This is a genomic window from Crassaminicella profunda (assembly GCF_019884785.1).
Taxonomy (GTDB): domain Bacteria; phylum Bacillota; class Clostridia; order Peptostreptococcales; family Thermotaleaceae; genus Crassaminicella; species Crassaminicella profunda.
The window spans coordinates 633770-647224 of the sequence record NZ_CP082326.1; the positions used below are offsets into that span (position 1 = coordinate 633770).

A 13455-nucleotide genomic window follows, 5' to 3' on the forward strand; every position below is an offset into this window, starting at 1 on the left:
AGCGAAACTGAAAAAAGGAAAATTGAATTGCTTTACTAGGGTAATTTTAGGTTATCATAAACGAAAATGAGACATTTATTGACAAAATTCCTGGAAAAATGTAGTATTATATATTGTATTGCAAAAATGAAAGGAGGAAATAAATATGAAAAGCTTAAAAACCAAATTAATTCTATACTTTTCTATAATCGTTATTATAGGATGTAGCAGTTTGGCAATTATTTCTTATATTAATGGATCAAATGCATTACTAAATAGTGTTAAAAATAATTTGATCTTAATCTCACAAGAGTCTTCACAAGTAATATCAGAAAGAATTAATACTGAAATGGAAAAATTAAAAGTAGTAGCTTCACAAAGTAGAATTACCAATCCCAATAATCCTATTGAAGATAAGATGGATGTATTAAGAGAAGAAGCTAAAAGAAGCGGACATATTGTAATGGATATTGTCAATGTAGAGGGCGAAGGCATCGGAACAGATGGGAAAACATACGACTTAAGAGAGCGAGAGTATTTTAAAAGGGCGATTCAAGGTGAAACTGCAATTTCTGATTTGCTTGTAAGTAAAAGGAATCAGTCCTTAATCATTGTATATGCAACACCAATAAAATATAATGGAAAGATTACAGGTGTATTAGTTGCAGTACGTGATGGGAAAAACTTTAGCCAGATTATTTCAGATATAAAAATAGGTAAAACTGGATATGCTTATATAGTTAATCAAGAGGGGAAAATCGTTGCACATAAAGATGTAAATAAGGTTATTGAAGGCGGTGATATGTTAGAGGAATTAAAAAAAGATCAATCATTAAAAGATCTTAAAATATTAGTGAAAAAAATGATCGCTGGAGAAAAAGGAAGCGGAGAATACGATTATAAAGGAATTAATAAAATTATAGGATATGCACCTATTGCCCATACAAATTGGTCAATAGGGATTACAGCGCCAATAGAAGAAGTATTAGGTGAATTAAATACAATGAAACATTCAAATTTTATTACAGCACTGATTATACTCATCATCTCTATGATTAGTATATATTTTATGGGAAGCTCCATAGCAAAACCCATTCAAACATTGTCACTTATTATTGATCGGTTGGCAAAGTATGATTTGAGATTTGATGAAAAGAGTGAAGCCATTAAATACATGAAAAGGAAAGATGAGATTGGCAATATAACCAATTCATTAGCAACCATGCAATTAAACTTCATTGATTTAGTTAAGAAAATAGCTGACGGTACCCATAAGGTAGAATCTTCTTCAGAGGAATTAACTGTTACCTGCCAACAGTCAGCAATCGCTTCAGAAGAAGTAGCAAAGACTATTGAAGAAATTGCTAAAGGTGCTAATGATCAAGCAAGAGATACACAAGCTGGATCTGAAAAAGCATATGCGTTAGGGAGTCTAATAGAGAAAAATCAGGGATATATGAAAAATGTAAATGATTCTTCTAGTAAGGTCGTTAAACTAATTGATGAAGGACTACTAATAATCAATGAACTGATTGAAAAAACCAATACAAGTGGAAACGCAGCAAAAGATATGTTTAATATGATTATGGAAACGAACAAAAGCACTAGTAAAATTGGAGAAGCTAGTACGGTAATTGCGTCTATTGCACAACAAACAAATTTACTAGCATTAAATGCTGCTATAGAAGCTGCAAGAGCAGGTGAAGCAGGTAAAGGATTTGCTGTTGTTGCAGAAGAAATAAGGAAGCTCGCAGAACAGTCAACATTATCAACAAAAGAGATTGATTTTGTGGTAAAAGAGTTAGTGAAAAATTCTAGTGATGCAGTAACAACCATGGAAAATGTATCAGGAATTGTAGGAAAACAAGTGGAAAGTGTAAAAGATACAGAGATAAAATATAAAGAGATTGCACATGCAATAGAAGTGTCAGAAAAAGCCATTGAGAAATTAAATGTTGCAGGATCAGAAATGGAAAATAAAAAAACGGAGATACTAGATATCATTCAAAGCTTATCAGCTATTGCACAACAAAATGCTGCAGGAACAGAAGAAGCATCGGCTTCAACCGAAGAACAATCTGCTTCTACGGAAGAAATTGCAAATGCTAGTGAAGGACTTTCTGAGATTGCCCAAATATTGCAAGAATCTATATCTAAATTTAAGATATAAAATATTTTTATGGGATTAGGGGCCAATAGATTAAGAGGAAACGGTTCTTTGTCACATGTAAGAAATGATTATTTGAAATAAAAATATTGTACTTTCAGGAAGAAGATAGAGTACTTCGTTATGGAGGAAATATCTTTTTTTGTTTTTACACTTATGAAAAAAGGATTCAATTAAATAATTGTTTTATTTATCTAAAATCAAATACAAAATAAAAAAGTTTACTAAAAATTTTTTAAACAATACCAAAATATTGCTTATATCGGGAAATTTCGTATTTTTTGTTGACAGTCACTATTTTTTTCTATATTATAAGTATTAATTTATTCGCAAAATTTATAAATTTCAAACACGAAGGTGATTTTAATGTTAGAGCAAATGAGAAAAAATTTAAAATTGAATATATATTATTTTAACGATCATTTTAGCTGGGGCTTTTACTTTTTTAGCGCTTGTTTCTTTGCATACAAAAATAATATATATCATTCTCTAAAGAGTCCTTCTAGAATATAAATAGAACCTTCGTAAAAATGATTTTGAAATGATCAGAATCTATTTTTTATAAAAGAGACTCATTAGAATGGGTCTTTTTTTTATATAGAATTATCAAGAGATCTCTATTTATGACATGTCACCAAAATATTTTAAATAGGTGTGTACAGCCTATTTAAAAAACTAAAAAATATTGAAGAGGTGAACAAGATGAATATACCATTAATCATTGTTTTATGTTATATAATTGCTTTGTTTGTTATAAGTGCTTATGCTAAAAAGCTAGCTACAAGTGGATCAGAAGGCTTTATGCTGGCAGGTAGAAAGCTGACCACTCCTTTGATTGCTGTTACTGTTACGGGTCTTGCCATAGGTGGTGCATCAACCATTGGTGTTGCAGAAAGAGCTTATGATGTGGGATTAGCTGCTGGATGGTACAATGTAGCCTGGGGAGCAGGGGCTGTAGTTATGGGGCTGGTTGCAGCAGGAAAATATAGAAAGCTGAATGTCTCTACTCTTCCAGAACTCTTTGAAAAATTTTATGATACAAAGGGTCGAATCATCTGTGTACTTAGTCAAATCGTCATACTACTAGTCATTACTTCTTTACAATATGTTGCAGGAGGAGCCATCCTTACATCCTTATTGCCGGACATATTTACTTTAAAATCTGGAATGATTATGAGTGCGGCAGTTTTTATAGGAATTACTTTTATAGGCGGTATGTGGTCTGCAGGACTTTCTAATATATTAAATGTAGCTTTAATCTATATAGGGATTATATTTTCTGCTGTTGCTACAATTTCTTCCCAAGGAGGACTCAGGAATATTGCATTAAAGATTCCGTCTGATGTTGCATATCTACATCCTATAAAGGGCTTAGGGTTAGCGGTTATCATGGGATGGTTTGCTGTTATGATTACACAAACCCTATCATTACAAGCAACTGTTCAGATTGCTTGTGGTGCAAAGGATGAAAAAAATGCTAAGAGAGGATTTATTTTAGGTGGATTATTAATGCTTCCTATAGGTTTTTTAGCAGCCCTTATGGGGATTGCTGCAAAGGCTGCTTATCCTGATATAAGTGCCACTATGGCACTTCCTAAGATTATCATGTCATTAAATCCTGTAATGGCAGGGGTTACTTTAGCAGCACTTTGGGCAGCTGACGTTTCAACGGCATGTAATTTACTTTTAGGGACTTCAACATTATTTTCACAGGATATCTATAAGCGTTTTATCAATCCAGATATTGACGATAAAAGATTTATGATTGTGAGCAAAATTACTGTAGTCATACTTGGGATCATGACTTTTATATTATCACTGACCATAGTAGGAATCCTTAAAACATTACTAGTTGCCCTTAGTCTAACTACAGCATTTACTGTAACCTTCTTATTTACAATATTTGCACCAGGATTATGCAGAAAGCACTCTGCATTTTATACTACCGTAGTAGGTATACTAGTACTAGTATTATGGACTTTTGTGCCTTCCATAAGAATATTTTCACATGTGATCTACTTAGAATGGATTGTTTGTATAGGAACATTTTTAACGGTTGCTGTTTTTGATTCAGCAAAGATTCCTGATTTAGCTTAGTATTAAAATTATGAATAATAAGGGGTGTTGTTATGTTTTCAGAAAAAATAGTAAATAATTTAAAAAAATCTTCTTGGATTAGAGCCATGTTTGAGGAAGGGGCAAAACTTGTAGAAAAGTATGGAGTAGAGAATGTATATGATTATAGTCTTGGAAATCCCTATGCAGAACCTCCAAAAGAGGTGATAGAATCAATGAAAACCCATGTATTAAGTGATGAGGCGGGACTTCATAGATATATGAATAATGCAGGATATCCAGAAGTAAGAGAAAAAATCGCAAAAGCTATACAAAAAGAAAGTGGCGTTGAGCTTTCAAAGGATCATGTTGTTATGACTGTAGGGGCAGCAGGGGGATTAAATGTTGTCTTTAAAGCCATTTTGAACCCAGAAGATGAGGTGATTGTTTTTGCACCCTATTTTGTAGAATATAATTTTTATGTGGATAATCATGGTGGAAAAACAGTAGTGGTGCCACCAGATACATCAACCTTTGAACCAGATTTAAAAAAGTTTGAAGAAAGTATTACTAAAAAGACAAAGGCCATCATTATTAATACACCGAATAATCCAACAGGGGTCATATATAGTGAGGAAACGTTAAAAAATATCAAAAGAATCATAGAAATGAAAGAAAAGGAATATAATACAACCCTATTTGTGTTGAGTGACCAACCCTACAAAAAAATCATTTATGATGATGCTCGCCCATCAAGTATGCTTTCAATTTTTACGAATGCAATCATAGTGGATTCCTTTAGTAAGTCATTAGGTCTTGCAGGACAGAGGATAGGCTATATTGCCGTAAGCAGTAAAATTAAAGAGGTAGATATCCTTATAAATGCCTTAAGTTTTTGCAATCGAACTTTGGGGTTTGTAAATGCTCCAGGATTATTCCAAAAAGTTGTTGCTGATGCACTAGAAGCAGAGGTAAATGTGGAAGAATATAAAAAAAGAAGAGACTTTTTATATGAAAATCTTACAAAATTAGGATTTGAGTGTGTAAAACCACAGGGAGCATTTTATCTTTTTCCTAAAGCACCTATAGCAGATGATGTAGAATTTGTTAAAAGAGCTATTAAGTATAATTTATTGCTTGTACCAGGAAGTGGTTTTGGCTGCCCAGGATATTTTAGAATTTCTTATTGTGTAAAGTTTGACATGATTGAAAGGTCTATTCCTGCTTTTGAAAAATTAATGAAGGAGTGTTTAGCTGTTTAGAGGTCCTGGACTATAAATGTCCTGGACCTTTCCTTTCAACAAAATCATCCACATAAATTTTAATCACAGCCATAATAGGAATTCCTAAAATCATACCTAGTATTCCAAAGAATCCTCCTCCTAAAGCTACTGAGAGGATGGCTAAAAAAGGATTCATACCAACCTTTCCTCCAGTTAGTTTTGGATCTAGGTACCATCCGTCAAACTGCTGAAGAAGGATTAAAAAAATCAAAAGCCATAGAGCTGTCATGGGACTATAAAATAAATTAATCACACAAGCAATACTCATTCCGATAAAAGGACCCACATAGGGAATCATGTTGGTAATTCCTACGATTAATGCTAAAAGGAGGGCATATTTAGCCTTTAAAAAAAGCATACCCATAAAAGCAATACTACCAATAATTGCAGAATCTAATGATTTAGCTCCTATGTAGATGACAATCATTTTGTGAAGGGTTTTTCCAAAGCTTAAGAGACGATCTCCATTTTCTTTTTTCAGTAAAATATAAGTAAGTTTTTTACCAAATAAAGCAAACTTCTCTTTATCAAATAGGACATAAATAGAAATAATAAATCCTATCAATGTACTTAAAAAAGAAGCTGTAAAGGAAAGGGTTCCTTTTAATAGAATATCTAATGTATTCATCAAAACATTGCTTAGCTTTGGTATGTACGATCTTACATTATTTTGAACCACCTCAGATAAATGTCCTACGTCTAATAATTTGTTGTTTTCTACCAACTGGTCAAAATAATTTTGTGCAGTAGTTGAAAACTTTGGGATATTCTTAAAAAGATCTAAAATACTATTTGTAATAATAGGGAAGATAAAGCTTATGAAAATGAGGATTACCCCAATGATGCCCATGTATGTAATAAATATACTTTGCCCTCTTTTTAACTTAAATCTTTTTTCTAAAAAAGAGATGGCTGGACTTAATATATAAGCTACCAAAAAAGAGATGATAAAAGGATAGATGAGCTTTATAAATTGATTGAGCTTCATTCTTACTATATCAAAATGATCAATGAATTTGATGCCTATATAGGAAATAATGATGACTAATATCATATTGAAATAATGACTTTTTCTATAATGTTTCAACGACTTTCCTCCTTTTTTATGTTGTTTTTAGAAAACTTCTTTGTGGTTTTTGCTGTATTGATTTTTGCTTTATAAAATAATCTTCTCAAAATAATCTTTATAATATACATATTTTATCATGAACTTATGATCATGGCTATAAAACCTGCTACAAAGATATTGATAACTAGAGGATATAATAAAAGACAAGTCAATCTAAAAATTGACTTGTCTCTTATTACTAGTAGAGAGTTGATTATTTTTCTTCCATGCTACTTGCTACAAATGGACCTCCTAATTTTTTAGCTGTACGTCCATTACGATCCATTATAAAGAATAGTAATTCATCATAAAGGTCATCTGCATCTTTGCAAGCTTTCTCTGCAATATCCATATGTAATTTAGTTACATAATCCTTAGCTTCTTTTGGACTCTTTTCATAAAGAGTAATCATCTTTTTCTCAGCTTTTGTCATATCTTTATATAAGGCTTCTTCATAGTTTTTCCAATAATCTCTTACACCTTGTCCATAGAAAGGTCTATTTTGTTCTGCTAAAGCACAAATTCTCTTGAATTTCCAATATGCACCATCGTAGTTAGGATCATCACCATCTACTTGGTAAGCTTTATAAGTATCTTGGATTCCACTAAAGTTTGGAAGGAATACAGAATGTTCAGAATTACCGAAAGCTAACCACTGAAGTGCTGAGATTTCAGCTGGATAATTATCTTTAACTTGGATTACATGTATTTGAGATTGACGTTCTACACCGATTACACGAAGATCTTTATTCTCTGGAAGAGAAGCATCATACTTAGTACCTTCATAACGGTTACGTAGTACATCCATAACATCTAGAGCAGAAACTTTTTTGTCTGGATTATAGAAGAATGGATAATAAGTATCTGTTTGATAATCTCCTACACTAGATGGAGCCAGTAAACGATGTCCTATCCATGTACGCATGTTAGAATAATCTTCTCTTGGTTCTCCAAAAGTTGCAGCAAGATTTACTTTACCATCTATTTTAGTTGTCCATCCATTTTTATCAGCAGTAGTAAATAAATCCTTATGGAACATGACATTTTCTTTATCAGTTGTGTCTAAATCTTGGATCATAAATTGATTTCCAAAAACAGCAACTTTATCAGTTGGCATTTTTTTAGCAGCCCATAAATGTCCACTATAAACTTCAAATACCCAAGCTTCCTTTTGATCAGCAAGCATTACGATATTTCCTTCTTCTGAACCGTAAGTTTCAACTAAGTTTGCTAAAAGCTTAACCCCTTCTTTTGCAGTCTTAGCAGTTGAAGCTACGACACCAGGAAGAATAGATTCACGTAAACTTCCTTCAACATATGGATCTACTTCTAAAACGTTTTCCTTAGGGGATGCAGAAACGGTTGCACTAATAGATAATCCATATTCATTTGTGCAAGCTCCAAAATAAGGGCCATCTCCACAGGTTGTAGAATCTGGAACGATTGTGTACTTGAAAGTAGTATCTGGTAATTTGTAAGAAAATCCGTTAACATCATCAATTGTACGACCAGGTACGTTTTCCACTCTCTCAACAACTTTAAACATCTTGTTGTAAGCACCTGTACCTTGATCTTCACTTCTTGCTAAGATTGTACTTCCATCTGCACTTACATCTTTCCCTACATAAACAGCAGTACAAGCAAATGCACTAGTAGTACTTAGGAGTAATGCCATGATTAGAGTAAATGCAACGATTTTAAAATTTTTCATAATCTTCCTCCTTTAAACTATAATGTAATATTTTCCCGTCGATTTAAATTATAACATGGCTATAATGAATTCGCTAGTCCCAATTATATAGTAGCCATGGCAAGGATATAAAAATCTTGTTTATTTAAAATTTATTTGAGAAGAGAGTACTTCTGAGGGGGAGGAACATATTTATTGTTATTGAAAAATATATGGATGAGAAATTGATAGCTCATATGATATATTAAATGAAAGGCATCTAAGAAGTTTTAGGAGATGAGATTGATTGAAAACAAAAGTAGAAGAAAAAGTAGTTCATGGGAATAATATCACAATAGTAAAAAGAGATGAAGATTGTACCATATATAAAATGGAAGATGTTACGGGAGAGGGCATTATGACATGCTATCATGTATTTCCAGGGATAGATTTAATGTATAATGATTTTCATATGGCGAGCTGTTTTTCTAAGTTTGAGACAAAAGTAGAAATGCTGTGTATTGATCATTGCCGAGAGGGGCGCATTGAATGGCAGCTTCAGAATGGTTCATATATGTATTTGAAGGAGCAGGATTTGCAGATCAATACAAGAGATCACCATACCCTTGGATACGGATTTCCTTTAAGTCATTATCATGGTATAACGATTGGCATATATATGGAGGAAGCATGCAAAACACTTTCCTCTATTTTGGGTGGATTTTCTATTGATCTGAAGGCTTTACGTGAAAAGTTTTCTTTGAATAAAAAAACATTTATTATGCGTGCGGATGCGTCTATTCAGCATATTTTTTCTGAACTGTATACAGTACCTGATGAGATTAGGAATGATTATTTTAAAATTAAAGTTTTAGAACTATTATTGTTTTTGAGTACAGTAGATGTGCCAATAAAGGGTGAAGAACGGCTTTATTTCCCAAAGAATAGAGTGGAAAGGGTAAAAGCCATTATGAAATATATAACTAAGAATTTAGATAAGCATTTTACCTTAGATGAATTATCTTCAAGATTTGATATACCTCTTACATCTATGAAGCTTTGTTTCAAAGGGGTCTATGGTACCTCAATTTATGCATACATACGTTCTTATCGAATGCATGCAGCTGCATTGATGCTTCGCCAAAGTAATGAAAATATTACGCACATTGCTGGAAGGGTAGGTTATGATAATTCAAGTAAATTTGCAGCAGCTTTTAAGAAAGTCATGGGCATATCTCCACGGCAATATAGAAAATCTCTTGTCTAAATGGAGCGAAGATGATCATTATGGAGTAGGAAAGCTTAATGAGAAAACATAAAATAGGGATGGTTAACCCATCCCTATTTTATGTTTATAAGACAAATGGAATCAAACTTCTTTTACTTTTGCAAAATGTGTTAAGGAAAAGATATGTCTTTAAAAGCAGAAAAATTCACGAAAGGAGAATAGATGAAATGAAAGAAAAAAATTGGTTGAAAATCGTATTATCTTTTGCTACAGAATGTAGACTGAAAATGATCATTTCAGTAATATGCGCTATCATCAGTGTAGCAGGTGGAATCATACCTTATATAGGTGTGTATAAAATCATCATTTTATTTTTTGAGGGAAAGGAGACGGTAGAGGAGTTATTGCTTTTGTCTAGCATATGTATTGTTGGATATACTATAAAGCTTATATTTTATGCCATCTCTACTGTGCTAGCTCATTGTTCAGCCTATAGCATATTAGAAAATATGCGACTTAAGATGGCAGATCAATTAATGAAAGCGCCTCTTGGTACCGTATTGAATGAGACTGTTGGAAAAATGAAAAGTGTTATGATAGATCGGGTAGAAACTATTGAGCTGCCATTGGCTCATTTGATTCCTGAGGGGATTTCAGACCTTCTTTTGCCAATAGGTATCTTTGGTTATCTCATTATGATCAATTGGCGTATGGCATTTGCAGCAATAATTACAGTGCCTATTGCAGCTGTAATATATGGCAGAGGGATGAAAAATTTTAATAAACAATATGCTGATTATATGGAGGCTAGTAATTATGTAAATGGTGTCATTGTAGAATATGTAGAAGGCATTGAAGTAATCAAGGCATTTAACCAGTCAACATCCTCCTATGAGAGGTTTGAAAAAGCAGTAGATGCTTTTAAAGTATATACCCTAAATTGGTTTAGAACCACTTGGAAGGTTATGAATTTTGCTGGTGCAGTTTTGCCATCTACCTTAATTGGAACTATGCCCATGGGAATGGATTTATATATGAAGGGGAGCTTAAATCCAGGAGAACTTACTATGTGCCTGATATTATCCTTAGGGATTGTAGGACCATTAACAAAATTTACAATATTTATCAATGATGCAAAAGCTATTGAATATGCAGTGAAGGATGCAGATGAATTTTTAAATCTAAAGGAACTTGAAAACCGGGAAGAGCAGGTAAAGCTTAATGGATATGATATAGAATTAGAAGAGGTATCCTTCTCTTATGATAATCCTAAAACTAGGAAAGAAGATCATTTATCCATAAAGAAGGAGAAGGTATTACATCATATTAATGCAACCTTACCAAAGGGAAGTTTTACAGCTTTGGTAGGACCTTCTGGTGGAGGGAAATCGACTGTAGCAAGACTAATTGCAAGGTTTTGGGATGTGGATAGTGGGGAGATTAAAATAGGAGGAAATAATATCAAAAACTTGCCATTAAACCAACTTGCAGATACGGTAAGTTTTGTAACACAGGATAATTTCCTCTTTAATTGCTCACTAATGGAAAACATACGCCTTGGGAATCCTAAGGCATCTGATGAAGAAGTCATAAATGCTGCAAAAGCAGCTTGTTGTCATGGGTTTATTAGAAATCTTGAGGATGGATATAATACTCATGCTGGAGAAGCAGGGAAAAAACTATCTGGAGGAGAAAAACAAAGAATTACCATAGCAAGAGCTATTTTAAAAAATGCACCTATTGTAATTTTAGATGAAGCAACAGCTTTTACTGATCCAGAAAATGAAGATAAGATTCAACAATCTATTGCAGCCCTTACGAAAGGAAAAACCTTATTGGTTATTGCCCATAGACTATCAACTATCAAAAATGCAGATCAAATTATTGTTATGGAAAAAGGACATATAAAAAAAGCAGGAACACATGAGGAACTACTTGATGGTTGTGAACTTTATAAGAAAATGTGGGAAGCTCATATAGGTGCTAAGGAGTGGGCAGTTAACCATATAGAAGAGGAGGTTATGTGATATGTTTCTAGCAATAAAGAGAATTATAAAGTGGTCAGGACAACGTAGAAAACGCTTATATATAGGTTTTGTATATGCCTTCTTTAATACTATTTTTACAGCTATGCCTATTATGGGAGCTGCATATGGACTAAATCTTATCATAGAAGATATGAAGGGGCATATAACACTCACGTCCGATTGGATCTTTTATATGTTAGGATTCATGATTTTTGCAGTAGCCGGAAGGTTTCTATTTGCGTACCTTCGTGCCGTAGAACAGGAAAGTATTGGTACTGAAGTAATAGCGGAACAAAGAATTAGGATTGGAGATATTTTAAAAAGGGTATCTTTAGGTTTTTTCAGTAAAAAGAATGGGGGAGAGATTGCGTCATCTGTAACAACAGATTTATCATTTGTAGAGATGTATGCCATGAATATGGTAAATGTTGTTGTAAATGGATATATCAATGCACTCACGATGGTTCTTTGTCTATTATTTTACAATGTATGGATTGCCTTAATTGCAATGGGTGGGATACTATTGTCTGCTTTCTTCCTGAAATTAATGGGCAATAAAAGCAATGAAAATGCGCCTATACATCAAAAGGCACAGGATAGCATGATTGCAGCTACCATTGAGTATATAAGAGGAATGCCTATTGTAAAGGCTTTTAAGCAGGATGGTGTTTCTAAAGAAGGAATTGCTAAGGCGTATAAGATGAGTAAGGATATTAATATTAAAATTGAAAAGAACTACGTTCCTTATAATTGTTTGCATCTGTTTGCACTGAAAGGAGCATCTGTAGGAATTGTTTTTATGTCGGCACTATTTACTATTAAGGGAGAAATGGATTTACCCACTATGCTCATGATGTCTATTTTTTCCTTTGTTATATTTGGAAATATTGAATCTGTAAATAATGCAGCCCATACATTAGAAATCATTGATGCTACTTTTGATAAATTAGAGGGGATAGAAAATGCACAATTTATTGATGAAGGTGGCAAGGAGGTTCTATTATCTTCCTATGATATTGCGTTTAAAGATGTGACCTTTGCCTATGAAAAACGAGCAGTGTTAAAAAATGTATCCTTCACCATTCCAGAGAATACCACTACAGCAATCATTGGTCCTTCTGGAAGTGGTAAATCTACCATATGTAGTTTAATTGCTAAATTTTATGATGTAGATCAAGGGAGTGTAAAGGTAGGAGGGGTAGATGTAAAAGACATGACTTGTGATAGTTTGCTTACAAATATGAGTATGGTGTTTCAAAAGGTATATTTGTTCCATGATACCATCCTTAACAATATTCGATTCGGTAAGCCTGATGCTACTTTTGGAGAAGTAGTAGAGGTATCTAAAAAAGCATGCTGTCACGATTTTATTATGAGTTTAGAAGATGGATACGATACGGTTATTGGAGATGGGGGCTCTACGCTATCTGGAGGGGAAAAACAGCGTATTTCCATAGCTAGAGCAATGCTTAAAAATTCTCCTATTGTTATTTTAGATGAGGCAACTGCAAGTGTGGATCCGGAAAATGAACATGCAATTCAAAAGGCTATTAGTGCTTTGGTTCATGGTAAAACCATTATCATCATTGCACACCGTCTTGCTACCATTCAGAATGCAGACCAGATTCTTGTAGTAGATGAGGGACAGATTACCCAAAGAGGAACACATGATGAATTAATCAAGAAAGATGGTATTTACAAAAGATTTTTATCTATTCGTAAAACTGCAGAAGGATGGAGTATTTGAAAATACTCATATTGTGAGTTTGTAGATATTATTTATAAGTAAATGAAATAATGAAGAAGATAGAGTACTTCTGAGGGGGAGGAAATATCTTTTTTTATTTTTTTTGCTTGCACTATTGAAAATGATTATTAATATCATATATAATAAAGATGTACGCAGTTTGGTTAATAGGGGTTATATAAAAAATAAAGA

At 33.1% G+C, this 13455-nt stretch carries 8 protein-coding genes; 6 read left to right on the forward strand and 2 right to left on the reverse strand.

The annotated features are described in order from the left end of the window. Positions 1 to 145 precede the first annotated feature (145 nt). From K7H06_RS02550 to K7H06_RS02560, 3 genes are all read left to right on the forward strand, one after another. The gene (locus K7H06_RS02550; protein WP_223038420.1) at positions 146 to 2149 is read left to right on the forward strand and encodes a methyl-accepting chemotaxis protein; all 2004 of its coding nucleotides are present in this window, start codon (positions 146 to 148) and stop codon (positions 2147 to 2149) included. Between the two features lie 699 nt (positions 2150 to 2848). Continuing rightward, the gene (locus K7H06_RS02555) at positions 2849 to 4243 is read left to right on the forward strand and encodes a sodium:solute symporter family protein (RefSeq protein ID WP_223038421.1); all 1395 of its coding nucleotides are present in this window, start codon (positions 2849 to 2851) and stop codon (positions 4241 to 4243) included. A 32-nt stretch (positions 4244 to 4275) separates the two neighbouring features. Further along, positions 4276 to 5463, forward strand: a complete 1188-nt coding sequence (locus K7H06_RS02560) for a pyridoxal phosphate-dependent aminotransferase (protein ID WP_223038422.1) — start codon at positions 4276 to 4278, stop codon at positions 5461 to 5463. A 10-nt stretch (positions 5464 to 5473) separates the two neighbouring features. On the opposite strand, the gene K7H06_RS02565 is transcribed toward K7H06_RS02560, so the two are convergent. Further along, positions 5474 to 6571 carry an AI-2E family transporter gene (locus tag K7H06_RS02565; protein ID WP_223038423.1) on the reverse strand — a complete coding sequence of 366 codons (1098 nt, stop codon included), beginning with the start codon at positions 6569 to 6571 and terminating at the stop codon, positions 5474 to 5476. Between the two features lie 235 nt (positions 6572 to 6806). Further along, on the reverse strand, positions 6807 to 8303 hold the full coding sequence (locus K7H06_RS02570) for a C69 family dipeptidase (RefSeq protein WP_223038424.1): 1497 nt from the start codon (positions 8301 to 8303) through the stop codon (positions 6807 to 6809). Positions 8304 to 8568: 265 nt separating this feature from the next. Here K7H06_RS02570 and K7H06_RS02575 point away from each other — a divergent pair, with 265 nt between their 5' ends. The 3 genes from K7H06_RS02575 (at position 8569) to K7H06_RS02585 (ending at position 13263) form a co-directional block, all read left to right on the forward strand. Then, positions 8569 to 9528, forward strand: a complete 960-nt coding sequence (locus K7H06_RS02575) for a helix-turn-helix domain-containing protein (RefSeq protein ID WP_223038425.1) — start codon at positions 8569 to 8571, stop codon at positions 9526 to 9528. 188 nt (positions 9529 to 9716) lie between these two features. Next, positions 9717 to 11516: an ABC transporter ATP-binding protein gene (locus K7H06_RS02580; protein WP_223038426.1), complete on the forward strand. Its 1800-nt coding sequence runs from the start codon at positions 9717 to 9719 to the stop codon at positions 11514 to 11516. A 1-nt stretch (position 11517) separates the two neighbouring features. Then, positions 11518 to 13263, forward strand: coding sequence for an ABC transporter ATP-binding protein (locus K7H06_RS02585; protein WP_223038427.1), 1746 nt, complete (start codon positions 11518 to 11520; stop codon positions 13261 to 13263). The last annotated feature ends 192 nt before the right edge of the window (positions 13264 to 13455 follow it).

Bases quoted from the DNA above. Each gene is read 5' to 3' on its own strand.
- K7H06_RS02585 (WP_223038427.1), top strand. From the start codon at position 11,518: ATGTTTCTAGCAATAAAGAGAATTATAAAGTGGTCAGGACAACGTAGA.
- K7H06_RS02570 (WP_223038424.1), bottom strand. From the start codon at position 8,303: ATGAAAAATTTTAAAATCGTTGCATTTACTCTAATCATGGCATTACTC.
- K7H06_RS02550 (WP_223038420.1), top strand. From the start codon at position 146: ATGAAAAGCTTAAAAACCAAATTAATTCTATACTTTTCTATAATCGTT.
- K7H06_RS02560 (WP_223038422.1), top strand. From the start codon at position 4,276: ATGTTTTCAGAAAAAATAGTAAATAATTTAAAAAAATCTTCTTGGATT.
- K7H06_RS02580 (WP_223038426.1), top strand. From the start codon at position 9,717: ATGAAAGAAAAAAATTGGTTGAAAATCGTATTATCTTTTGCTACAGAA.
- K7H06_RS02555 (WP_223038421.1), top strand. From the start codon at position 2,849: ATGAATATACCATTAATCATTGTTTTATGTTATATAATTGCTTTGTTT.